This window comes from Solimonas variicoloris DSM 15731, from assembly GCF_000382285.1.
Classification (GTDB): domain Bacteria; phylum Pseudomonadota; class Gammaproteobacteria; order Nevskiales; family Nevskiaceae; genus Solimonas; species Solimonas variicoloris.
The window spans coordinates 31130-51787 of record NZ_KB907932.1 but is presented as its reverse complement, the minus strand read 5'-3'; the positions used below and the strand labels follow the sequence as shown (position 1 = coordinate 51787).

Sequence of the window (20658 nt, the reverse complement as noted above, 5' to 3'; positions counted from 1 at the left end):
TTGCGGCTGCGGCGTCTGGGCGCCGATGCGGCAGCCTCGCACGCCGGCGGCGCGCTAACGACGGGAGAAGTTCCCGAGATGCGCTGTCACGCCGGCGGGACGCCGGCTTCGGCGGCGGTACGGCGACTGTTGCGCGGATTGCGGAACAGCAGCGGGAACTCGCGCGGCGTCGCCGCCGCTTCGGCAATCGCCGCGTCGATGCGGCCGCGCAGCGGCGAATGCTCGCAGACCGGGTCGGTGTTGGCCGGATCGCCGGTATACAGATAGGCCTGACAGCGGCAGCCGCCGAAGTCCTGCTCCTGCTCCGGGCACGAGCGGCACGGCTCGCGCATCCAGTCGCGGCCGCGGAAGCGGTTGAACGCATCGGACGCGTACCAGGCTTCGTGCACGCTGCTCGTACGCAGATCCGGAAACGCCAGGCCCGGCAGCTGGCGCGCGGCGTGGCAGGGCAGGGCGAGGCCGTCGGGCGTTACCGTCAGGAAGACCGAGCCCCAGCCGTTCATGCACGGCTTCGGCCGCTTCTCGTAGTAGTCGGGCACCACGAAGTAGACCTTGGTTGCGCTGCCGGCGCGTGCCGCGCGCCAGGCCTGCACTGCGGCTTCGGCCTCGCGTACCTGTTCGAGCGTCGGCAGCAGGCGGGCGCGGTTGCGTGCGGCCCAGCCGTAGTACTGAACGGTCGCCAGCTCGACGTAGTCGGCTTCCAGCGTCTCGGCGAGTGCCAGCATCTCGCCGATCTGCGCGATGTTGTCGCGGTAGATGACGAAGCACAGCACCATCGGAAACCCGTGGTGCTTCACCGCGCGCGCCATGTCGACCTTGTGTGCCCAGGTGCGGGTTCCGGCGATGCGGTCGTTGAGTTCCTGCCCGGGTGCCTGGAAGCTGATCTGGATGTGGTCGAGGCCGGCTTCGCGCAGGGCCGCGACGCGCGCGTCGTCGAGTCCGTAGCCGGAGGTGATGAGGTTGCTGTAGTAGCCCAGCGTGCGCGCTTCGTGCACCAGCGCGTCGAGATCGGGCCGCACCAGCGGCTCTCCGCCGGACAGGCCGAGCTGCAGGGCGCCGAGGGCGCGGGCTTCGCGCAGCACGCGGCGCCAGTCCTCGGTGCCCAGTTCCTCGCCATGCGCGGCATAGTCGAGCGGGTTGCTGCAGTAAGGGCACTGCAGCGGACAGGCGTAGGTGAGTTCGGCGAGCAGCCAGCGCGGTCCGGCGATCGCGGCAACGCCGTCAGCGGACACGGACCCAGCCCCGGTGGCTGGCGACGTCGATGAACTCGGCGACGTCGTCGGAGAGGTTGCTGGCCTCCGGGAAGCGCGCGGTCAGCGTGCCGACGATGTCGCGGAAGGTGTGCACGCCGTCGCAGAGCTCGAGGATCGCGGCGGCGGACGGATTGAGTTGCACCATGCCTTCGGGATAGAGCAGCACGTGACATTCCTGCGCGGCCTCCCATTGCAGGCGCAGCGCGGGCGCGAGACTGACATGGGCGTCGATCGGGATCGGGCTCACCGGGGCACCTTGGGTTGCGGATGTCGGCATCGGATTCACGGCATGTCCTGCACCGCGGCGTACGGCGGCATGTGGTGGACGTAGGCCAGGTGCATGGCATCGAGCATGCTCCACAGCACGTCCTGCTTGAAGCGCACGATGGCGACGGCGCGATCCTGCGCGGCGCGCGTGCGGAAGTTCGACAGCGTCAGCTCGAGGCCGTGTTCGACGTCGCGATGGGCTTGCGTCAGGCGCTTGCGGAAGTAGTCGAGGCCCGACGCTTCGATCCACGGGTAGTGCTGCGGCCAGCCGGCGAGGCGTTCGCGGTGGATGGTCGGCGCGAACAGCTCGGTCAGCGATGAGGCGACGCCGTCCTGCCAGGACGCGCGGCGCACGAAGTTGACGTAAGCCTCGACCGCGAAGCGCACGCCCGGCAGCACCTGACGCTGCGATTCGATTTCCTCGCGCGTCAGGCCGCAGGCGATGCCGAGTCGCACCCAGCACTCGATGCCGCCTTCGTCGCGAGCGTCGCCGTCGTGATCGAGAATGCGCTGGATCCAGCGCCGCCGCACGTCGCGGTCCGGGCAATTGCTGAGCAGCGCCGCATCCTTCATCGGGATGTGCACCTGATAGCAGTAGCGGTTCAGCACCCAGCCGCGGATTGCATCGGCGTCGAGCTGGCCGTCGTTCATCAGGCGCTGGAACGGGTGGTGGATGTGGTAGCGCGGTTCGAGCGCGCGCAGGCGCTCGGCGAAACGCGCCGGGGCGTCGCCCGGTACGTCGTCGTGCGCGTCGAAGCGGGGTTCTGGGAATCCGGCCATGTTCAGAACGAAAGCTCCATGCCGTCCTCGGCGACTTCGATGCCGAGCAGCCGCAGCTGCGCGCGCTCGGCGCTGTCCTCGTCGAGGATCGGGTTGGTGTTGTTGATGTGAATCAGCACGCGGCGCTTGTCCGGGTGCCGCTGCAGCCATTCGAGCATGCCGCCGGCACCGCTCTGCGGCAGATGGCCCATTTCGGTGGCGCGCTTGTGGCCGACGCCGCTGCGGCTCATCTCGTCGTCGGTCCAGCAGGTGCCGTCGACCAGCATCAGGTCGGCGGCGCGCATCGCCGCATCGATGTCCTTGTCGAACACGCCGAGGCCCGGTGCGTAGAACAGGCGCTGTCCGCTCGCCGGGTTTTCGATCAGCAGGCCGAGGTTGTCGCCGGGCGCCGGTCGCGCGCGGTGCGGCGAGTACGGCGGCGGTTTGCTGTGCAGCGGCAGCGCGCGCAGGCGGATGCCGGGCACGCCGTCGACCGCGAAGGCTTCGCCGTCCGGCCGGATCTCATGCCAGCGGCTGCCGCAGTAGGGTTCGAGCAGCGGCAGCATCGGCAGGCCGGAGCGCAGATCATCGCGCACGCGGTCCGTGCAGTAGACCGGCAGCGGCTGCGTCGATTCGCGCAGCATCGCCAGTCCGGCGACGTGGTCGATCTGTGCGTCGGTCAGCAACACCGCGGCGATGCCGCTGTCGCGTCGTGAGCGGGCCGGCTGCAGTTCGGGCGTCGCCAGGATCTGCGCGCGCAGATCGGGGGAAGCGTTGATCAGCAGCCAGTGCGTGCGGTCGGCGCTGACGGCGATCGACGACTGCGTACGGGGTTTGGCGCGGACGCGACCGCGACGCAGGCCGTCGCACATCGCGCAGTTGCAGTTCCACTGCGGGAAGCCGCCGCCCGCGGCGGAACCGAGGACGCGGACGGTGAGAGTTTCGCCGGACATGGCTGGAATGGAAAACGCGGGCAGTGGGCAGAAAAAACCCCCGGCCAAGGATTGCCCGGGCAGGGGGGCAGTCGCCGTGGCGGTCGCGCGTTGGGAGGGGGAGAGTTTGCGCTACCGCCTTCCGCGGCGCGGCCCCGGGAGGGCCGCGCCGCGGACACCGCACCGCCGGGCGTTCAGGCCTGGCGGTTCAGGATGTACATCGTGATTTCCATGCCGAAGCGCAGGTCACGGAAGCTCGGTTTGGTCCACATGCTGAATCTCCTCGTTTCGTCGTCGTTTGCTTGGAACTCGTGGCCGGTCGCGTTTGGAGGCGCCGGCATCACCGATAAAGCAGCGAGCGTGCCAGCCCGGGCCAGACCCCAGCGCCGCGTCGCGCCGGGGTGCGCAAAGCGTGCTGTGACGCGCTTTCGCGGCCGATGGCACAAACAAAAAGGCGCCGCAGAGGCGGCGCTTTCTTGTGTCTCGAATCGAGACAGTTGTCGCGCTCTTGTCTCAGGCTTGTGACAGTCCGTCGCTGCGCAGCGTCTCGGGCGCGATGCCGTGCGACTTGAGCTTGCGGTAGAGCGTGTTGCGGCTCATGCAGAGTTGCCGCGCGGTGTGCGTCATGTTGCCGCGGTTGACGGCGATCGCGCGCAGCAGGGCCTCGCGCTCGGCGCGTTCCAGCGGATTGCCGGGGGCGCTGCCCTCATCGCCGGTCGCGACCGTGATGCTGGCGACGCTGGCGAGCGTCACCGGCGTACCGGTTGACGCCGCGCTGCGCGATGGCAGCAGATCGGACGGCAGGTCGCCGAGACGGATCACGCCGCCTTCGGCGATCGCCAGTGCCGTGCGGATCACGTTGCGCAGTTCGCGTACGTTGCCGGGCCAGTCGTGGGCAGCGAGGCGGCGGAACGCTTCCATTTCGATGCCGGCCGGACGGCCGAGCGCGGTTTCCTCGCCGAGGATGCGATGGATCAGGGCCTCGAGATCGGCGCGCTCGCGCAGCCCCGGCAGCGTCATGGTGATGCCGTTGAGACGGTAGTAGAGATCCTCGCGGAATTCGCCGCGGGCGATCATGTCCTTGAGGTTGCGGTGCGAGGCGCTGACGATGCGCAGGTTGACCTTGACCGGCGTTTCGCCGCCGAGCGGGGTGACTTCCTGTTCTTCGAGCACGCGCAGCAGACGCGTCTGCAGCATCAGCGGCATGTCGCCGATCTCGTCGAGGAACAGCGTGCCGCCGCTGGATTGCGCGATGCGGCCGCGCATGCCTTCCTTGCGCGCGCCGGTGAAGGCGCCGGGCCGGTAGCCGAACAGCTCGCTTTCGATCAGCGATTCCGGGATCGCCGCGCAGTTGACGGCGACGAAGGCCTGCGCGGCGCGGTCGCTGGCCAGATGCAGGGCGCGTGCAAACGCCTCCTTGCCGGAGCCGGTCGGTCCCTGGATCAGCACCGACACGCGCGAGGACGCGATGCGGTGTGCGCAACGCACATTGCGCTGCATCGACGGGTCGTGGCCGGCGAGTTCGTCGAGCGTGTGCGCGCGCGACTCGGTCTGCGTGGCCGGTTCGATCGCCATGATCTGGCTGGAGCCGGCGATGGTGCGCGGCGCGCGCGATTCGGGCTGCGCGGCGTGCACGCTCATGTAATAGCGGCGGCCATGCTCGATGTCGCGCACCGGCAGGATCGGCTGGCGCGGGCCGGACAGGCTGGAGTCGAGCTCGCGTGCGCTGACGTCGAAGATTTCGGTCAGCGGCCGGCCGATCAGGTCGCCGCGGCAGTCGGCCGACAGCAGCGCGACCGCCATGTCGTCGGCGGCTGCGATGCGGCCGTCGTCGTCGAGTGCCAGCGCGCCGTCGTGCAGCAGGTTCACGAATTCCGGACGGCTGTGAAAGCGGATCACGCGGCGATTGCGGAAGCGGCGCAGGAACAGGCATTTCTCGATCAGCCGTGCCGACATGCTGACCAGTGCCACGGTGTGCATGCGGCTGGCCTTGCTGTCGTCGGAGCCGACGCAGGAGGCATCGAGTACCGCCATCAGTTCGCCGCCGGTGTCGCGGATCGGCGCCGCCGAGCACGACAGGCCGATGTGGCGGGCGCGGAAATGGTCGTTGCGGTGGATCGTGATCGGCCGCCGCTCGGTGATGCAGGTGCCGATGCCGTTGGTGCCTTCGTGCTGCTCGCTCCAGTTGGCGCCGGCGATCAGGCCGGCCTTGCGGAAGTTGTCGCGCAGCGTCGGATCGACTTTCTCGCTGAGGATCACGCCGGAGGCGTCGGTCAGCAGCAGCGCGTAGCCGGAGCCTGAGATCTGCTCGTAGAGCGAGTCCATCTCGGCGCGGGCGATCAGCACGAGGTCGTCGAGACGTTGCTGGCGTTCGCGCAGATGGCGGTTCTCGACCACGGCCGGATCGAGCGGGCCGTCCGGGCGCAGGCGGTGTTCCTTGGCGCAGCGCAGCCAGGAATAGGCAACCGGTTTGTCGACCTGCGCCGGCATGCGCGGAAAGCCGTCGATCAGGGTCATGACTTCACGTGCGTGCTGCACGTAGCTGACTGGTTCGCCCATGTCTCTCCTCAAAGCTCAGGCGCCGTTGTGGTTGCCGGTCCGTCTTTTCGCGGTGTGCTGGCGAAGGCCTTGAAGGTCTTGCCCCGGCTCTATTGCAAGGACCGTACTCCGCTGCGCAAAAGTTCGTCAATGCAGCATTCCGGGCGCGGGCCGACGCTGTTCCGCCCGACTGTGTCATGGCCGTGACAAGGGCGCGGTCCGGCATTGCGTCCGGCGCGTGACAGCCGGCTCCGGGGGGTGCGGGTCTTTTTTGAAAAACCCTTTCCATTCATGTGTGTGGATGTGTGTTTCGGGTTGGCAGGGTCCTTGCCCCCAAGCCTTCCGTGCGCGCTGCACGGCGGCGCCCCGAACACGGCCCAAGGCCGTACCGATATTTCATCCTAGTGAGGAGATTTACGATGACCAAAGACGCACCCCTCGTTTCGCTGCACCCCAACGTCAAGGCCTTCATCGGCGAAAAGCGCCGCATGCTGATCGACGGCAAGTGGGTCGACGCCAAGAGCGGCAAGAGCTTCGAAGTGCTGGACCCGGCGACCGGGCAGGTCATCGCCAATGTGCCGGCCGCCGAGAAGCCGGACGTCGATGTCGCCGTCGCCGCCGCCAAGCGCGCGTTCGAATCCGGCCCGTGGTCGCGCATGACGCCGGCCGAGCGCGGCAAGATCGTCTGGAAGATCGGCGAGCTGATCATGGAGCACCAGGAAGAACTGGCGCAGATCGAATCGCTCGACAACGGCAAGCCGGTCACGGTGGCGCGCGCCGCCGACGTGGTGCTCGCCGCCGAGCTGTTCCAGTACATGGCCGGCTGGTGCACCAAGCTCGACGGCCGTTCGCTGACGCTGTCGGTGCCGTACACGCCGGGCTCGGAGTACCACGCCTTCACGCGCCGCGAGCCGGTCGGTGTCGTTGCGCAGATCATCCCGTGGAACTTCCCGCTGCTGATGGCGGCCTGGAAGCTCGGTCCGGTGCTCGCCTCGGGCTGCACGGTGGTGCTCAAGCTCGCCGAGGAAACGCCGCTGTCGGGCCTCAAGCTCGCCGAGCTGATCCAGAAGGCCGGCGTGCCGGACGGCGTCGTCAACGTCATCACCGGCTTCGGCGAGACCTGCGGCGCGCCGCTGGCCGCGCATCCCGACGTGTCGAAGGTCGCGTTCACCGGCTCGACCGAAGTCGGCAAGCTGATCGTCAAGGCCGCCGCCAACGATCTCAAGAAGGTGACGCTCGAACTCGGCGGCAAGTCGCCGAACATCATCCTTGACGACGCCGATCTCGAACAGGCGATCCCCGGCGCCGCCAGCGCGATCTTCTTCAATCACGGCCAGTGCTGCTGCGCCGGTTCGCGCCTGTTCATCCAGGACAAGATCTACGACAAGGTCGTCGAAGGCGTCGCCGAGTACGCGCGCAAGCTCAAGGTCGGTCCGGGTCTCGATCCGTCGACGCAGATGGGCCCGCTGGTTTCGCAGGTCCAGCTCGATCGCGTCTGCGGCTATCTCGAATCCGGCAAGGAGCAGGGTGCGACGTTCGCCGCCGGCGGCAAGCGCCTTGGCGAACAGGGCTACTTCGTCGAGCCGACGGTGATCGTCGACGCGCACGAGAACATGAAGGTCTATCAGGAAGAGATCTTCGGGCCGGTGGTCGCCGCGGTGCGCTTCAAGGAGCTCGACGACGAGCTGGTGCGCAAGGCCAACGACACCATCTACGGTCTCGCCGCCGGCATCTACACCAGCAACATCACGCGGGCGCATCGTCTGGCGACGAAGCTGCGCGCCGGTACCGTCTGGGTCAACTGCTACAACATCTTCGACGCGGCGCTGCCGTTCGGCGGTTACAAGCAGTCGGGCTGGGGTCGCGAGATGGGCGTCGAGGTGTTCAACAACTATCTCGAGACGAAGTCGGTCTGCGTCGGCCTCGGCCAGGGCTGATGCCTTGCGGCCGCCGGCGTGTCAGCGCCGGCGGCCGCCGCTTCGATGGAGGCAAAAGAGCGGGGCGAACGGATCGTGGAGCGAAGCCTGGGCCGCCGGCCAAACGCGGCGGCCCAGGCTTCGTTCCGCGCTGTTCGCACCCGTCGAGCCGCCCCGAGGCGGCCGGAGGAGAACGACATGGAACATGTGCGGGTCCTGCTCGTCGACGATCACGCCGTGGTCCGCGCCGGCTACCGGCATCTGATCGAAATGCAGGCGCGCATTCGCGTCGCGGCCGAGGCCGCGAACGGCGCGCAGGCTTATCGGCGTCTGCTCGAAGGCGGCGTCGACGTGGTGGTGATGGATCTGTCGCTGCCCGGTATCGGCGGGCTCGAAGTGTTGCGCCGCATGCGCCAGCGACAGCCGCAGCTGCGGGCGCTGGCGTTCAGCATGCACGAGGAGCGCGTCATCGTCGACCGAGCGTTCGAGGCCGGCGCGCTCGGCTATCTGTGCAAGCGCTCCGCTCCGGAGATCCTGCTCGGCGCGATCGAGACGGTCGCCGCCGGCCGGCGTTTTCTCGATCCGCGCTTCGAGGCCGTGCCGCAGCGGCTGGCGCCGACGCTGGCGCGCCTGTCGCTGCGCGAGCTTGAGATCTTCCGCCAGCTCGCCGAAGGTCGCGCCGTCGCGCAGATCGCCTCGGCGATGAGCCTCAGCGACAAGACGGTCGCCAACTACAACACCGCGATCCGCCACAAGCTCGGCGCCGGCAACCGTGCCGAGCTGGCGCGCATCGCGATCGCCGCCGGCCTGCTGCCGGCGCTGCCGTGAGCGCCAGTGCGCCGAGCGTCGCCGCGCCGCGCCGCGACGGCCGTGGCCTGCGGGCGCTCGATCTGCGCTGGCGACTGTCGGCCGGCATCGGCCTGATCCTGCTCGCCTGCCTGTCGCTGGCCAGCGTGCTGGCGATCCGCGAGGCACGCCGCTCGGTCGCGCTCGAACTGCGCGCCGGCGTCAGCGCCGCCGCCGGCCATCTCGATCTGACGCTGGGCCTGCTCGACGACGTGCCTGGGCCGGCCGCGAGCGCGGCGCTGCGCGAATGGGCGCAGGCCTATGCCGGCAGCCGCCACCTGTGCCTTGCCGTCGCCGATCTGCAGGCCGACGCGCGCCGGGCCGCGGATTGTGCGCCGCGTGCCCCGCGCCGGGCGCCGGACTGGTTCGCCGACGGCATCGTCGGCGCTCCGGCACCGGTCGAGCGCATCTGGACGCACGGCGATGCGCGCTACGCGGTGCGCATCGTGCCGATGCCGGACGACGAGATCGACGAAGCCTGGAGCGACGTGCGCGGTGTGCTCGTCGTCCTGGTCGCGATGGGTTTCGCGATCAACCTGCTGGTATTCGCCTGGCTGTCGCGCTCGCTGCGGCCGCTGTCGCAGGCGGTCGTCGCGCTCGAACGCATGCGCGAAGGCCAGTTCGAAACGCGCCTGCCGCGCGGCGGCACGCCCGAGCTGCGCCGCCTGCTGACGCAGGTCGAAGCGCTCGCGCGCCAGCTCGCCGGCATGCGCCAGCAGAACCGCCGCCTGCTGCTGCAGCGGCTCGACGTGCAGGAGGAGGAACGGCGCTATGTCGCGCGCGAGCTGCACGACGAGATCGGTCAGCACGTCGCGGCGATCGAGGTCGAGGCGGCGACGCTCGTCGCCGCACCGGGCCGACTCGACGAGGCTGCGCTGCGCGCCGGCCTCGGCCGCATCCGCGCGCTGGCCGGCGAAGTGCACGACATCAGCCGGCGCATGATCCAGCGCCTGCGCCCGCCGACGCTCGACGCGCTCGGCCTCGTCGCCAGTCTCGAATCACTGCTCGCTCAGTGGCGGCAGCGGCGTCCCGACTGGGCCTTGCAGGCGGCGTTCGATCCGGACTGCGACGCCGCCGCCGACGAGCTGGCGATCCACGTCTTCCGCATCGTGCAGGAGGGCCTGTCGAACATCGCGCGCCACGCCGAGGCCAGTCATGTCGTCGTGCGCGTCGAGTTCGGCGAACCGGATGCGCGCGGCGCGCGCGCGCTGCAACTGCTGATCGCCGACAACGGGCGCGGCTTCGACGTGCATCTGCGTCCGGCCGGCCTCGGTATCGTCGGCCTCGCCGAGCGCGTCGACGCCCTCGGCGGACGTCTGCAGGTCGACAGCGGCCGTGGCCTCGGCTGCCGCCTGCACGTCGGATTGCCGTTCGCGACGCGCTAGCGTTTCGCGTTCGCTTCAGGTCCTGCCGCGGCGGCACGCGGCGGCGGCGGGCGCGCGTTTTTCGCCTCGCCGCGTTTCGCGCGCCGCGGCTGATGCATACGCATCTCGCCGCCCTCCATCGCATCCGGCATCGGCCGCGTACGCCCGGTGAAAGCGGAGCGCGATCCGTGGCCGACGAGTCCGTGCGCGTCGATCGTCATCGCCTGCCGCAGTTTTCGCCGCGCACGGCGCCGTTGCCGTGACAGGCCGCGTGGCGGGTTCGTGACAGCCGCGTGTCATTGCTCGCATGGTCGTCGGGATTTTTCCGAATCTTTGAAAAAACCTCATTTTCATCAATGTGATACGAGGCCGTTACGAGTGGCATGTGGCTTGCGCCTGCGGCTTTCGACCTCGCGTCGGCTTCCCCGCCGGCAGCGTGGCGACATCCATCACATGAGGAGAGCAGGGGGTTTTATGAGCAAGACCATTCATCTGTCGTGGGTCCTCGGCGCGGGTGCGGCGCTGGCGTCGGCACAGGCGGCGGCCGTCGAACTGAAGTCCGGCGACTGGACCTTCACCGTCAACGGCAACGTCAACGTCCACTACATCCATTCGTCGTGCGAGAGCCATCCGGCACCGATCGTCACCGTCGGCGGCGCCTGCACACCGGACTCCGGCGGCGAGGACAACACCTCGTCGATCAGCAACGGCCTGCTGCCGGCGTCGATCAAGTTCGGCGTCACCACCACGCAGCTCGGCTACGACATCGGCGTGCACTTCGGCTTTTATCCGGGCGTCAGCACCAACGACGGCGGCAGTCCGAATCTGGGCGGCACCAACACCGCTCTCGGCACCACCGGCCTGGACGTGCGCCAGGTGTTCATGACGTTCGGCAATGCCGACATGGGCACTTTCCTGTTCGGCCGCAACTTCGGCCTGTTCCAGTTCGACGCGATCATCAACGACATGACGCTGCCCGGCGTCGGCGCCGGCAACGGCAACTACGCATCGCCGTCGAATACTTCGCTCGGTTCGATCGGCTTCGGCTACATCTACACCGACACGCTGGCGCAGATGAACTACACGACGCCGAGCTTCTACGGCGCGACGCTGACGCTGGGCATCTTCGATCCGGTCGAGCCGCTGCTGCAGGGCACGGCGACCGCCGAGAGCACGCCCGGCTTTCACGGCAAGCTGGCGTGGACCTACGGCGACTACTACCTGTCGACCAGCTTCCTGAGCCAGAAGCAGCAGTTGCCGAACGACGCCGGCGACTACAACAGCTTCGGCGTCGACGTCACCGGCAAGGCCAAGTTCGGCCCGGTCGAGCTGCTGGCCAGCTATTACGACGCCAGCGGCGTCGGCACGACCGGCCTGTTCGTGCTCGGCGACGACGGCAACGGCCACAAGCGCGATTCCGACGGCTACTTCGTACAGGCCACCTGGACGATCGCCAAGACCAAGATCGGCGCGAACTACGGCGTCTCCAAGCTCGATTACGCCAACGCCGCCGATGCCGCCGCGGTACCGAATCTGGTCGAGAAGAACAGCAAGTACACGCTCGGCGTCTATCACGCGCTGACGCCGAACCTGACGCTGCTCGGCGAGTTCAGCGACGTGAAGACCGAAGCACACGACGGCGCCGAGAACCAGAGCAGCAACTTCAACGTCGGCGCCTATCTGTCGTTCTAGGCCGGCGCGGGTTGTGTCAGCACGGTAGCGGCGCTGTCACGGGCCTGTGACAGCGCCCTTGCCCGGGCTTCGCGAGCGATGGCCGGGCCTGCAAGGAAAACAACGGCGAATCATGGTGATAGCGCACGGATTCCGGGCCGGTACGCAAGCCATCGCGGCTGGCATCGGCGTTGCGTTCGCAGCAAGCCATAACACGCGGCGACCTGCCGCATCGATAACTGAAGAGAGGAGCAGCACATGAAAGACGAACATCGTCGGGGGAACCCGCAAGGCGCCGGCGCTTGGCGCCGGTTCGGCCGGTTCGCGGCGCTCGCCGCGCTGATCGGCAGCGGCGCCGCGACGGCCGCCGTCACCGACAAGATGATCGCCGACGACGCGACGACGACGGACGACGTCGTCACCGTCGGCATGGGCCAGGGCGGCCAGCGCTACAGTCCGCTGACCCGGATCAATACCGCCAACGTCGGGGATCTGGTCCCGGCCTGGACGTTCTCGTTCGGCGACGAGAAGCAGCGCGGTCAGGAGACGCAGCCGCTGGTCTACAACGGCAAGATCTTCGTCACCGGTTCGTACTCGCGCATCTGGGCGCTCGATGCGCGCACCGGCAAGCGCCTGTGGGCCTACGAGCAGCGTCTGCCGGACGGCATCATGCCGTGCTGCGACGTCGTCAACCGCGGCGCCGCGCTGTACGACGATCTGGTGATCTTCGCGACGCTCGACGCCAAGCTGGTCGCGCTCAGGCAGGACACCGGCAAGGTCGCGTGGAGCGAGACGCTCGGCGACTACAAGGCGGGCTACTCGAACACCGCCGCGCCGCTGATCGTTGACGGCAAGGTCATCACCGGCGTGTCGGGCGGCGAGTTCGGCATCGTCGGCCGTGTCGACGCGCGCGACGCCAAGACCGGCAAGCTGGTCTGGACGCGTCCGACCGTCGAGGGCCACATGGGCTATCTCAACGGCAAGGAGAACGGCATCACCGGCAAGCTCAACGCCAGCTGGCCGGGCGATATGTGGAAGTACGGCGGGGCCGCGACCTGGCTCGGCTGTACCTACGGCGGCGACACCCGGCTGATCTACTGCGGCACCGGCAACCCGGCGCCGTGGAATTCGCATCTGCGCCCCGGCGACAACCTGTATTCGAGCTCGACGCTGGCGATCAACGCCGACACCGGCAAGATCGTCTGGAGCTACCAGTCGACGCCGAACGACGGCTGGGACTTCGACGGCGTCAACGAGTTCATTCCGTTCGACTTCAAGAGGGACGGCAAGACCGTGAAGGCCGGCGCCAAGGCCGACCGCAACGGCTTCTTCTACGTGCTCGACCGCAGCAACGGCAAGTTCATCAGCGCGTCGCCGTTCGTCACCCGGCAGACCTGGACCAAGGGCATCGATCCGAAAACCGCGCGGCCGATCGAGGCCGACACGCGTCCCGGCGATCCGGCCGCGGCCGAGCGCGGCAAGCAGGTGTTCTCGGCGCCGTCGTTCCTCGGCGGCAAGAACTGGATGCCGATGGCCTACAACGCCAACACGGGACTGTTCTACGTGCCGGCCAACGAGTGGGGCATGGACATCTGGAACGAGCCGATCACCTACAAGAAGGGCGCGGCCTACCTCGGTGCCGGCTTCACGATCCATCCGCTCTACGAGGACTACATCGGCGCGCTGCGCGCGATGGATCCGGCCACCGGCAAGATCGTCTGGGAATACAAGAACCCGGCGCCGCTGTGGGGTGGCGTGATGACGACCGCCGGCAATCTGGTCTTCACCGGTACGCCGGAGGGCTACTTCAAGGCGCTCGATGCCCGCAGCGGCAAGGAGCTGTGGCAGTTCCAGACCGGTTCCGGCGTGGTCGGCCAGCCGATCACCTGGGAGCAGGACGGCGAGCAGTACGTCGCCGTGGCTTCGGGCTGGGGCGGCGCCGTGCCGCTGTGGGGCGGCGAGGTCGCCAAGAAGATCAAGGACATCAGCCAGGGCGGCATGCTCTGGGTGTTCAAGCTGCATCGCACGCAGCTCGCCGCGCAGTAAGGGCTCGGGACGGCGGGCCCGCACGGCCCGCCGTCCCGATGCGGGTTTTCCCGCCGTTCATCACGACACGAAAATGAAAGGTTCACCATGCGTTTCCCCATTCTGAAGACCGCCATCGTTGTCCTGCCGTCGGCCGCCGCGCTCGCCGCCGGCGTCGCGCTCGCCCACGGCAACGTCACGCCGCAGGGCGTCAATACCGACGGCCTGCCGGCCGTGCAGGGGCCGCTGACCGAGAATCCGTATCGCCAGGACAAGAAGGTCTACGCCAAGGCGATCGAGATCGGCTCCTCGGCCTACAACCAGAACTGCGCGCGCTGCCACGGCCTCGAAGCCGTCTCCGGCGGCATCGCGCCGGACCTGCGCAATCTGCCGGCCGGGACCGAAGGCGACGAGTATTTCCAGATGCGCGTGCGGCACGGCTCGGTGCGCAACGGCGTGACCTACATGCCGCCGTTCGAGGCGACCTTCAACGAGCCGGCGATCTGGGCCATCCGCAGCTATCTGGATTCGGTCCATGTCGACTGAACGCCTGAGCCGCGGATTCGGCGCGCTGCTGACGCTGCTGCTGTTGACGCTCGCCGCGCCGGCCATCGCCGGCGACCGGCTCGACGAGATCCGCGAGCGCGGCGAGCTGTCGGTTGCGGTCTATCGCGACTTTCCGCCGTACTCGTACGCCGACGGCGGTCGCTACGTCGGCGTCGACGTCGATCTGGCGCAGGCGCTCGCCCGGCAGCTCGGCGTGCGCCTGTCGCTGCGACCGTTCTACGCCGACGAGAACAGCGACGACGACTTGCGCAATCAGGTCTGGAAAGGGCACTACCTGGGCGGCGGCGTCGCCGACCTGATGTTGCATGTCGGGCTCGATCCCGAGTACGTCAAACGCAACGACAAGGCCGAGCTGTTCAACGTCTACCAGCGCGAGACCGTCGGCGTGATCTATCAGCCGGGGCGTTTCGCGCGCTTCGATTCGCCGCTGGCGCTTGCCGGGCACAAGGTCGCGGTCGAGGTCGACTCGATCAGCGATTACTACCTGAGCGGCGCATTCAACGGCCGTCTGCGCGACAGCGCGGTGCGCAAGCTGAGCGTTGACGAGGCGATCGACGCCTGGCTCAAGGGCGAAGTCGACGCGGTGATGGCGCCGCGCGGCCAGCTGGAGGGCGCGCTGTTCCGTGCCGGCGCCAAGGCGCCGCGGTTCGAGATCAGCGAGTTTGCCGGGCTGTTCCGGACGTCCTGGGACGTCGGCATGGCGATCAAGGCCGGCAATCCGCAGCTCAAGGCTGCGCTCGTCGATGCGCTCGCTGCGCTGCGCCGCGAGGGTCGCCTGCAGTCGATCTACGCCGCCTACGGCCTGACGCAGGCGGACGCACCGCTCGCGCTCGCCGCCCACTGACGTCTTCGTCCATGCTGCGCTTGGCCTGGCTGTTCGTCGCCGCATGGGTCGTGCCGGCGCTCGCCGCACCGCCCGACGATCCGCTGCGTTCGCCGGCCTGGCCGTACATGGCGGAACGCTACTTCGCCGGGCAGACGGTGCGCTTCGACGCGGCGGTGCGGGTGCTGATGCCGGGCGCGGCCGAGGACCCGCTGGCGGTGCCGGTGTACGTCGATGCCGGCGCGCTCGCCGATGTGCGCGAGATTCTCGTGTTCGCCGACCTCAATCCGATCACGACCATTCTGCGCTACGAGCCGGGCGAGCTGGCGCGGCCGTCGATCGGTTTCCGCTTCAAGGTCCAGCAGGCGACGCCCCTGCGCGCCGCGGCCCGCACCGGCGATGGCGTCTGGCACCTCGGCGGCGCCTGGCTCAACGCCGGCGGCGGCGGCTGCACGACGCCGAGTCAGGCCAGCGGCAGCGGCCTGTGGAAGGATCGCTTCGGCGAGATCGACGCGCGTCTGTGGCCGCGCGCCGATGGCCTGCGCCGCCTGCGCCTGCAGCTGATCCATCCGATGGACACCGGTCTGGCCGGCGGCATTCCGGCGTTCTATCTGGAGACGCTGGCGCTGCAGGACTCCGACGGCCGCACGCTCGCGCGCCTGCAGACGTTCGAGCCAGTCGCCGAGAACCCGCTGCTCAGCTTCGATCTGCGCGGTCGCGGCGCGGTCTCGATCCGCGGGCGCGACACCCAGGCCAACCGCTTCGCCGGCACGGTGGCGCCATGAGGCGTCTGCCGTTTTCCAGCGCGCTGCTGGCGCTGCTCGCCGTCGGCGCCGCGCATGCGCAGTACGACTACCGTCTCGCGCCGCAGGCGCTCGGCGACGGCGCCTATGTCTTCGTCGGCGCGCTCGAACATTTCACGCGCGCCAACGGCGGCAACATCGTCAACACCGGCTACATCGATACGCCGGCCGGTGCCGTCGTCATCGACAGCGGACCGTCGCGCCTGTACGGCGAGCAGCAGCGCGCGCTGATCGAGCGGCGCAGCGGCAGGCCGGTCGCGCGCGTCTACATCACGCATGCACATCCCGATCATTTCTTCGGCGACCAGGCTTATGCCGGCGTTCCGGTCTATGCGCTGCCGGCGACGCGCGAGGCGATCGCCGCCAATGGCGACGCGCTTGCCGACAATCTCTACCGCCTCGTCGGCGATGCGATGCGCGGCACGCACGCGGTCGCGCCGGGCCTGCCTGCCGGTGCCGGGCGCATCGAGGTCGGCGGTCGCGCGCTGCAGCTGATCGCGCTGGCCGGGCACACCGACGCCGATCTCGCGGTGTTCGACGAGCGCAGCGCCACGCTCTACGCCGGCGATCTGGTCTTCCACCGGCGCACGCCGACCACGCCGAACGCCGATCTTGCGCGCTGGCTGGCCGCGCTCGACAGGCTCGAAACGATTCCGTACAAGACGCTGGTGCCCGGTCACGGGCCGGTGCTGAACGGGCCGGCGGCGATTCGCGAGACGCGCGACTACCTGCGCTGGCTCGACGCGATGCTGCGCGAGGCGGCTGCGCGCGGCGTCGACCTGCCCGAACTCGCCGAGCTGCCGGTGCCGGAGCGCTTCGGAGATTTCGCGGTGCTGCGCGCCGAACTGTCACGCTCGGCGGCGCATCTGTATCCGGCGCTGGAGACGCAGGCCCTGCGGCGTCTGGCGCCGGACGGGCGCGAGTAGAAAACGACAACATCGCCGGCCGCGCTGCGCCGGTGCCACAAGCAGGAGGGGAAACGATGCAATGGCTGGGACTGTGGGCTGCGTATGCGCCCGTCTACCTCAAGGTGCTGGTGATCGGCACGACGCTGGCATTCGCGCTGCCGATCTTTCTGGTGCCGCTGCACTGGGCGCGCGTCATGCAATGGCGCATTCCGGAGCACACCGATCTGGCCGTCTACTTCGGGCGCTGTCTCGGCGCCTTCATCCTGATCTTCGAATGGCTGGCCTGGCGCGCCGCGCACGGCCACGATATCGAGGTGGTGTTCCGCATGCTGCTGGCGATCACCGGCTCGATGGTGCTGGTGCATGTCTACGGCGCACTGCGCCGCATCCAGCCGTGGACCGAGACGCTGGAGATCGGTTTCTACGCCGGGCTGTTCGTGCTCAGCGTGCTGTTCTATCCGCTGGCGACGTGAAAAACGACATCGCCGCCGTGCTGGCGCTGGCCGTGCTGCTCGTCGCCGGCGCGGCGACGGCCGGCGACGACAGCGGCAACGAACTCAGTTACGGCGCCTACGTCGACAGCCCGAAGCGCATCAAGTGTCTGTACGGCTACGTCGCCGAGAAGACCGGCGACCACGCCGCCGCGCTTGCGATCTTCGAAGACTGCATCCGCCGCTGGGACGACGTCTACTCGATGATCTGGCTGGCGCGGATGATCGACACCGGCGTTGCATTGCCGCGCGATCCCGCACGGGCGACAGCCTTGCTCGCGCGCGGCGCGGCGGTCGGCGCGGCCTCGCCCTACGGCGCGCTTGCGCAGTACCACTACGGCATTGCCCTGTGTCGCGGCGATGGCGTGGCGCGCGACGTCGCCGCCGGCCGTGCCTGGCTGGCCAGCGCCATGGCGCTCGGCGAGAGCGACGCACAAGAGGCACTCGAACACGGCGACTGTCGCGGCGACGGTTGAGCGAAGACAGGCCTGAGGCGTGGCCGGCGCGCAGCGCAGGCGGCACCCGTCGCCGGGCGGAACGAGCGACCTCGTATTGCGGCATCATGCGGCTGGCCCGACGGCGACGTGCGGCGTCGCCGTCACCACCTTTCCTGCGGTGCGTGGACCATCGCCGGCGCGGCCCCGGCGGCCCCGGTGGCCATGTGCGCTGGCGTGCCGCCGTTCCGGAGCCGAATCGATATGTCGTTGGCCGCTGTTTGCATGCTGGGCAGCGCCGCCATTCTCGCGGCGCTCGGCGCCGTCCACCTGCTGTACACGTTCCGCGGACGCAAGCTGCGGCCGCGCGATCCGGCGGTCGAGGCGGCGATGGCGCGCGCGCAGATGGGCATCACCGACCAGACCACCGTGTGGCGCGCGTGGATCGGCTTCAACGCCAGCCACAGTCTGGGCGCGATCCTGTTCGGTCTCGTCTACGGCTTTCTTGCGCTGTGCCAGCCGGAGCTGCTGTTCGGCTCGACGTACCTGCTGCTGCTCGGCTTTGCGATGCTGACGGCGCTGCTCGCGCTGGCGCGTGCCTACTGGTTCCGCGTCCCGTTCGCCGGTCTCGCCATCGCGCTGGCGGCGTACGTCACGGGCGTCGTCATCGCCAGATCCTGAGCGGCGCGCCGGGCGCGCTTTCAGCCGAAGCTGTCGCGCAGCAGCTGCGCCTGCCAGCCCTCGGCGTGGCGCGCCTCGAGTTCGCGCAGCGCCGGATCGGCGTGCGCCGGGCTCAGGCCCGACGACAGTTCGTTGAGACGGCCGCCGACGGCGCGATAGCTGCCGGACACCGACAGCGCGTAATCGGGCGCGAGCAGGCTGTAGCAGGTGTTGAGCAGCAGCGGCGGCGGCGGCGTCTCGCCGGCGAGACGGTGCGCGATCGCCAGCGCGCAGGCCTTGCCCTGGTTGTTGGCGGCAAAGGCCGACTTCGGCATCGGCGTGGCGATGCAGGCGTCGCCGAGCACGTGAATGCCGGGATGGCGCGTCGATTCGAAGCCGAGCGGCTCGACCGGACACCAGCCCGAGGCGTCGGCGAGGTCGGCCGCGCGTGCGAACGCCGCGGCGTGCTGCGGCGGAATCACGCTGAGCAGCGCAGCGTGCACGGTTTCGCCGCCGGCCAGACGCGCACGCCGCGCCGCGACATCGACGGCGACGACGGTGCCGCCCTGCGCGCGCGGCAGCCACTCGATCATGCCCGGATACAGGGTGTCCCAGCTCGCCGTGAAGGCGGCGCGCTTGGAGAAGTCGTCCTTGGCGTCGGCGATGACGATGCGGCGGCGCAGGCCGCGGCGCTGCGCGTGCCAGGCGAACAGGCTGGCGCGTTCGTAGGGGCCGGGCGGGCAGCGGTACGGATTCGGCGGCGCGGCGATCAGCACGGTCGCGCCGTCGGGCAGGGCGTCGAGCTGTGCGCGCAGTCGCGCGAACTGGGCGTCGATCCGCCACGCGTGCGGCACGGCGTCGCTGTTCGCGGCACTGAGCCCGTCGATGGCGTCGTAGACGAAGTCGATGCCCGGGGCGACGACGATACGCTCGGCCTGCAGGCGCCCGCGGTCGGCGAGGCGCAGTTCGCGCGCGACAGGATCGAGCGCGACGGCCGCCTGCGCGAGCCAGCGGATGCCGTGGCGGCGCAGGCCGTCGCCGGGCCTTGCGCGAATGCGTTCGGGAGGGATCAGACCGGCGAGCGCGGCATTGGAGAACGGCCCGGTCAGGAACGCGCCGCGCGGCTCGACCACGGTGAGTTCGAGCGACGGTGCGATGCGGTGCAGCGCCAGTGCGCAGCTGGCGCCGGCGAAACCGCCGCCGACGATCACGACGCGCGCCGTGGCGGCACGCACGGCGGCCGGCAGCGCCGCCGCCGCCAGCGCCGCGAAGCCGCCGAGCAGCCGGCGCCGGGTCGTCATGGCGCGTGCCCGCGCTCGCAGGCGACCGCTGCGGCGATGGCGTGCAGGGTCTGATCGTCGAGACTGGCGAGCAGGCGCGGCATCACCGTGCCGGTGTACGGCGCGTCGCGCAGACGCGCGAGCCGGGCGTACAGGGCCGGGGCCGGATCGGGCGGCAGCGCCGGCAGCGCGTTCGGCGCGGCGCCATGGCAGCTGCCGCAGCCGAGACTCAGCTCAGGGTTCGGGCAGGCGCCGGACGCGGCCGCCGCCGGCAGCGGCGCCAGCGCGCAGCTTCCGAACAGCACGGCGGCAGACAGGCGCGGCAGCATGGCCGGCATGCTTGCGGAATCGGCCGCCCGGCGCAACGCAGGCCGTCGGCGAGGTGGCCGGCGCTGTCGCGTAAACGGGACAGCGCGCGGCGCGGTGCGGGGCCGCTGCGCCGGGCGATGCCGCCCGAATGGGGGCCGCCGCGCGGGGTGATGCCGCCCGAATGGGGGTCGGCGTGCAGTTGCCCCTGCCGGCCAGCACCGGTAATGTTTTTCATTTCTCGGTCGGCGACCGCCGGCGAATCCCCCCGTTTCACCCATTGGTTCCAAACCTTATGTCGGATATTGCGGCTCTGCTGAAAAGCGAGATCACCCGTCTGTCGAAGAAGGTCGTGCGCCAGCAGGCGGCGTCGCTGCAGAAGGCCAGCACGGCGCACCGGCGCCAGCTCGCAGCGCTGAAGAAGGAAGTCGGCGACCTCCAGAAGGAAGTGGCGCGGCTGCGCCGTGCCGCGGTCGGCGCCGCTCCCCAAGTCGAGGCCGACGCGCCGGGGCGCAAGCTGCGCTTCGTCGCCAAGGGGCTGAAGCCGCTGCGTACGCGCCTGGGCGTCAGCGCCCGCGAGTTCGGGCTGCTGATCGGCGTCAGCGAGCAGGCGGTCTACAACTGGGAAACGCGGCGCGCGACGCCGCGCGCCGCCCAGCTCGAAAAGCTCGCCGAACTGCGCGGCGTCGGCAAGAAGGAAGTGCGCGCGCGGCTCGCGGCGCTGGAAGGCGAGGCGGCCGAGGCCTGATCGGCCCGGCTCCGGATGCTCCGGAGCCTGTCGCGGGCGGCGCCCGTCGCCCGCAAAGCTGCGACCC

22 protein-coding genes are annotated in these 20658 nt (G+C 69.5%); 13 read left to right on the top strand and 9 right to left on the bottom strand.

Going from position 1 to position 20658, the window contains the following annotated elements; genetic code table 11:
• Window positions 1-86: 86 nt before the first annotated feature.
• The 6 genes from pqqE to H149_RS0110845 form a co-directional block, all read right to left on the bottom strand.
• A complete protein-coding gene (gene pqqE, locus H149_RS0110870) occupies window positions 87-1232 on the bottom strand; it encodes a pyrroloquinoline quinone biosynthesis protein PqqE (protein WP_020649785.1) in 1146 nt (381 codons plus the stop codon).
• Window positions 1222-1500 carry a pyrroloquinoline quinone biosynthesis peptide chaperone PqqD gene (gene pqqD, locus H149_RS0110865; protein WP_020649784.1) on the bottom strand — a complete coding sequence of 93 codons (279 nt, stop codon included), beginning with the start codon at window positions 1498-1500 and terminating at the stop codon, window positions 1222-1224. The genes pqqE and pqqD overlap by 11 nt, the downstream gene beginning before the upstream one ends.
• A gap of 35 nt (window positions 1501-1535) precedes the next feature.
• Window positions 1536-2300, bottom strand: coding sequence for a pyrroloquinoline-quinone synthase PqqC (pqqC, locus tag H149_RS0110860; protein ID WP_020649783.1), 765 nt, complete (start codon window positions 2298-2300; stop codon window positions 1536-1538).
• A 2-nt stretch (window positions 2301-2302) separates the two neighbouring features.
• Window positions 2303-3232, bottom strand: coding sequence for a pyrroloquinoline quinone biosynthesis protein PqqB (gene pqqB / locus H149_RS0110855; RefSeq protein WP_020649782.1), 930 nt, complete (start codon window positions 3230-3232; stop codon window positions 2303-2305).
• A gap of 173 nt (window positions 3233-3405) precedes the next feature.
• Window positions 3406-3483, bottom strand: a complete 78-nt coding sequence (gene pqqA / locus H149_RS24485; protein ID WP_084615702.1) for a pyrroloquinoline quinone precursor peptide PqqA — start codon at window positions 3481-3483, stop codon at window positions 3406-3408.
• A gap of 241 nt (window positions 3484-3724) precedes the next feature.
• Complete coding sequence (locus H149_RS0110845; protein WP_020649780.1) at window positions 3725-5770, bottom strand: sigma-54-dependent Fis family transcriptional regulator; 2046 nt, start codon at window positions 5768-5770, stop codon at window positions 3725-3727.
• A 398-nt stretch (window positions 5771-6168) separates the two neighbouring features.
• On the opposite strand from H149_RS0110845, the gene H149_RS0110840 reads away from it, so the two are divergent.
• From H149_RS0110840 to H149_RS0110830, 3 genes are all read left to right on the top strand, one after another.
• A complete protein-coding gene (locus H149_RS0110840; protein ID WP_020649779.1) occupies window positions 6169-7686 on the top strand; it encodes an aldehyde dehydrogenase family protein in 1518 nt (505 codons plus the stop codon).
• Between the two features lie 177 nt (window positions 7687-7863).
• Window positions 7864-8493 (top strand): response regulator, encoded by a 630-nt coding sequence (locus H149_RS0110835; RefSeq protein ID WP_020649778.1) that lies wholly within the window; start codon window positions 7864-7866, stop codon window positions 8491-8493.
• Entirely contained in the window at window positions 8490-9896 is a 1407-nt protein-coding gene (locus tag H149_RS0110830; protein ID WP_020649777.1) for a histidine kinase, read from the top strand. The genes H149_RS0110835 and H149_RS0110830 overlap by 4 nt, the downstream gene beginning before the upstream one ends.
• Here H149_RS0110830 and H149_RS23615 read toward each other — a convergent pair.
• Window positions 9893-10096, bottom strand: coding sequence for a hypothetical protein (locus H149_RS23615; RefSeq protein ID WP_020649776.1), 204 nt, complete (start codon window positions 10094-10096; stop codon window positions 9893-9895). The two genes, H149_RS0110830 and H149_RS23615, sit on opposite strands and share 4 nt — an antisense overlap.
• A 253-nt stretch (window positions 10097-10349) precedes the next feature.
• Here H149_RS23615 and H149_RS0110820 point away from each other — a divergent pair, with 253 nt between their 5' ends.
• The 9 genes from H149_RS0110820 (at window position 10350) to H149_RS0110780 (ending at window position 18278) form a co-directional block, all read left to right on the top strand.
• Window positions 10350-11567, top strand: coding sequence for a porin (locus H149_RS0110820; RefSeq protein ID WP_020649775.1), 1218 nt, complete (start codon window positions 10350-10352; stop codon window positions 11565-11567).
• Between the two features lie 237 nt (window positions 11568-11804).
• Window positions 11805-13592: a methanol/ethanol family PQQ-dependent dehydrogenase gene (locus H149_RS0110815; RefSeq protein WP_020649774.1), complete on the top strand. Its 1788-nt coding sequence runs from the start codon at window positions 11805-11807 to the stop codon at window positions 13590-13592.
• A gap of 87 nt (window positions 13593-13679) precedes the next feature.
• Window positions 13680-14117, top strand: a complete 438-nt coding sequence (gene pedF, locus H149_RS0110810; RefSeq protein WP_020649773.1) for a cytochrome c-550 PedF — start codon at window positions 13680-13682, stop codon at window positions 14115-14117.
• Entirely contained in the window at window positions 14107-14982 is an 876-nt protein-coding gene (locus H149_RS0110805; protein ID WP_020649772.1) for a substrate-binding periplasmic protein, read from the top strand. The genes pedF and H149_RS0110805 overlap by 11 nt, the downstream gene beginning before the upstream one ends.
• Window positions 14983-14993: 11 nt before the next feature.
• Window positions 14994-15746 (top strand): quinoprotein dehydrogenase-associated SoxYZ-like carrier, encoded by a 753-nt coding sequence (locus H149_RS0110800; protein ID WP_020649771.1) that lies wholly within the window; start codon window positions 14994-14996, stop codon window positions 15744-15746.
• A complete protein-coding gene (locus H149_RS0110795) occupies window positions 15743-16690 on the top strand; it encodes a quinoprotein relay system zinc metallohydrolase 1 (protein WP_020649770.1) in 948 nt (315 codons plus the stop codon). The genes H149_RS0110800 and H149_RS0110795 overlap by 4 nt, the downstream gene beginning before the upstream one ends.
• A 56-nt stretch (window positions 16691-16746) precedes the next feature.
• Window positions 16747-17145, top strand: a complete 399-nt coding sequence (locus H149_RS0110790) for a hypothetical protein (protein ID WP_020649769.1) — start codon at window positions 16747-16749, stop codon at window positions 17143-17145.
• Window positions 17142-17639, top strand: coding sequence for an SEL1-like repeat protein (locus H149_RS0110785; protein WP_020649768.1), 498 nt, complete (start codon window positions 17142-17144; stop codon window positions 17637-17639). The genes H149_RS0110790 and H149_RS0110785 overlap by 4 nt, the downstream gene beginning before the upstream one ends.
• Before the next feature lie 243 nt (window positions 17640-17882).
• A complete protein-coding gene (locus tag H149_RS0110780) occupies window positions 17883-18278 on the top strand; it encodes an LIC_13387 family protein (RefSeq protein ID WP_020649767.1) in 396 nt (131 codons plus the stop codon).
• A 20-nt stretch (window positions 18279-18298) separates the two neighbouring features.
• Here the strand turns inward: H149_RS0110780 and H149_RS0110775 are convergent, their stop codons facing one another.
• Entirely contained in the window at window positions 18299-19558 is a 1260-nt protein-coding gene (locus H149_RS0110775) for an NAD(P)/FAD-dependent oxidoreductase (RefSeq protein ID WP_020649766.1), read from the bottom strand.
• Window positions 19555-19875, bottom strand: a complete 321-nt coding sequence (locus H149_RS0110770; protein ID WP_026353079.1) for a hypothetical protein — start codon at window positions 19873-19875, stop codon at window positions 19555-19557. The genes H149_RS0110775 and H149_RS0110770 overlap by 4 nt, the downstream gene beginning before the upstream one ends.
• A 119-nt stretch (window positions 19876-19994) precedes the next feature.
• Here H149_RS0110770 and H149_RS0110765 point away from each other — a divergent pair, with 119 nt between their 5' ends.
• Window positions 19995-20591: a helix-turn-helix domain-containing protein gene (locus H149_RS0110765; protein WP_211213583.1), complete on the top strand. Its 597-nt coding sequence runs from the start codon at window positions 19995-19997 to the stop codon at window positions 20589-20591.
• Window positions 20592-20658 lie beyond the last annotated feature (67 nt).

Bases quoted from the DNA above. Each gene is read 5' to 3' on its own strand.
- H149_RS0110800 (WP_020649771.1), top strand. From the start codon at position 14,994: ATGCTGCGCTTGGCCTGGCTGTTCGTCGCCGCATGGGTCGTGCCGGCG.
- pqqC (WP_020649783.1), bottom strand. From the start codon at position 2,300: ATGGCCGGATTCCCAGAACCCCGCTTCGACGCGCACGACGACGTACCG.
- H149_RS0110805 (WP_020649772.1), top strand. From the start codon at position 14,107: ATGTCGACTGAACGCCTGAGCCGCGGATTCGGCGCGCTGCTGACGCTG.
- H149_RS0110820 (WP_020649775.1), top strand. From the start codon at position 10,350: ATGAGCAAGACCATTCATCTGTCGTGGGTCCTCGGCGCGGGTGCGGCG.
- H149_RS0110775 (WP_020649766.1), bottom strand. From the start codon at position 19,558: ATGACGACCCGGCGCCGGCTGCTCGGCGGCTTCGCGGCGCTGGCGGCG.
- pqqA (WP_084615702.1), bottom strand. From the start codon at position 3,483: ATGTGGACCAAACCGAGCTTCCGTGACCTGCGCTTCGGCATGGAAATC.
- H149_RS0110790 (WP_020649769.1), top strand. From the start codon at position 16,747: ATGCAATGGCTGGGACTGTGGGCTGCGTATGCGCCCGTCTACCTCAAG.
- pqqB (WP_020649782.1), bottom strand. From the start codon at position 3,232: ATGTCCGGCGAAACTCTCACCGTCCGCGTCCTCGGTTCCGCCGCGGGC.
- H149_RS0110795 (WP_020649770.1), top strand. From the start codon at position 15,743: ATGAGGCGTCTGCCGTTTTCCAGCGCGCTGCTGGCGCTGCTCGCCGTC.
- H149_RS0110765 (WP_211213583.1), top strand. From the start codon at position 19,995: ATGGGGGCCGCCGCGCGGGGTGATGCCGCCCGAATGGGGGTCGGCGTG.
- H149_RS0110780 (WP_020649767.1), top strand. From the start codon at position 17,883: ATGCTGGGCAGCGCCGCCATTCTCGCGGCGCTCGGCGCCGTCCACCTG.
- H149_RS23615 (WP_020649776.1), bottom strand. From the start codon at position 10,096: ATGACGATCGACGCGCACGGACTCGTCGGCCACGGATCGCGCTCCGCT.
- H149_RS0110770 (WP_026353079.1), bottom strand. From the start codon at position 19,875: ATGCCGGCCATGCTGCCGCGCCTGTCTGCCGCCGTGCTGTTCGGAAGC.
- pedF (WP_020649773.1), top strand. From the start codon at position 13,680: ATGCGTTTCCCCATTCTGAAGACCGCCATCGTTGTCCTGCCGTCGGCC.
- H149_RS0110835 (WP_020649778.1), top strand. From the start codon at position 7,864: ATGGAACATGTGCGGGTCCTGCTCGTCGACGATCACGCCGTGGTCCGC.
- H149_RS0110845 (WP_020649780.1), bottom strand. From the start codon at position 5,770: ATGGGCGAACCAGTCAGCTACGTGCAGCACGCACGTGAAGTCATGACC.
- H149_RS0110840 (WP_020649779.1), top strand. From the start codon at position 6,169: ATGACCAAAGACGCACCCCTCGTTTCGCTGCACCCCAACGTCAAGGCC.
- H149_RS0110815 (WP_020649774.1), top strand. From the start codon at position 11,805: ATGAAAGACGAACATCGTCGGGGGAACCCGCAAGGCGCCGGCGCTTGG.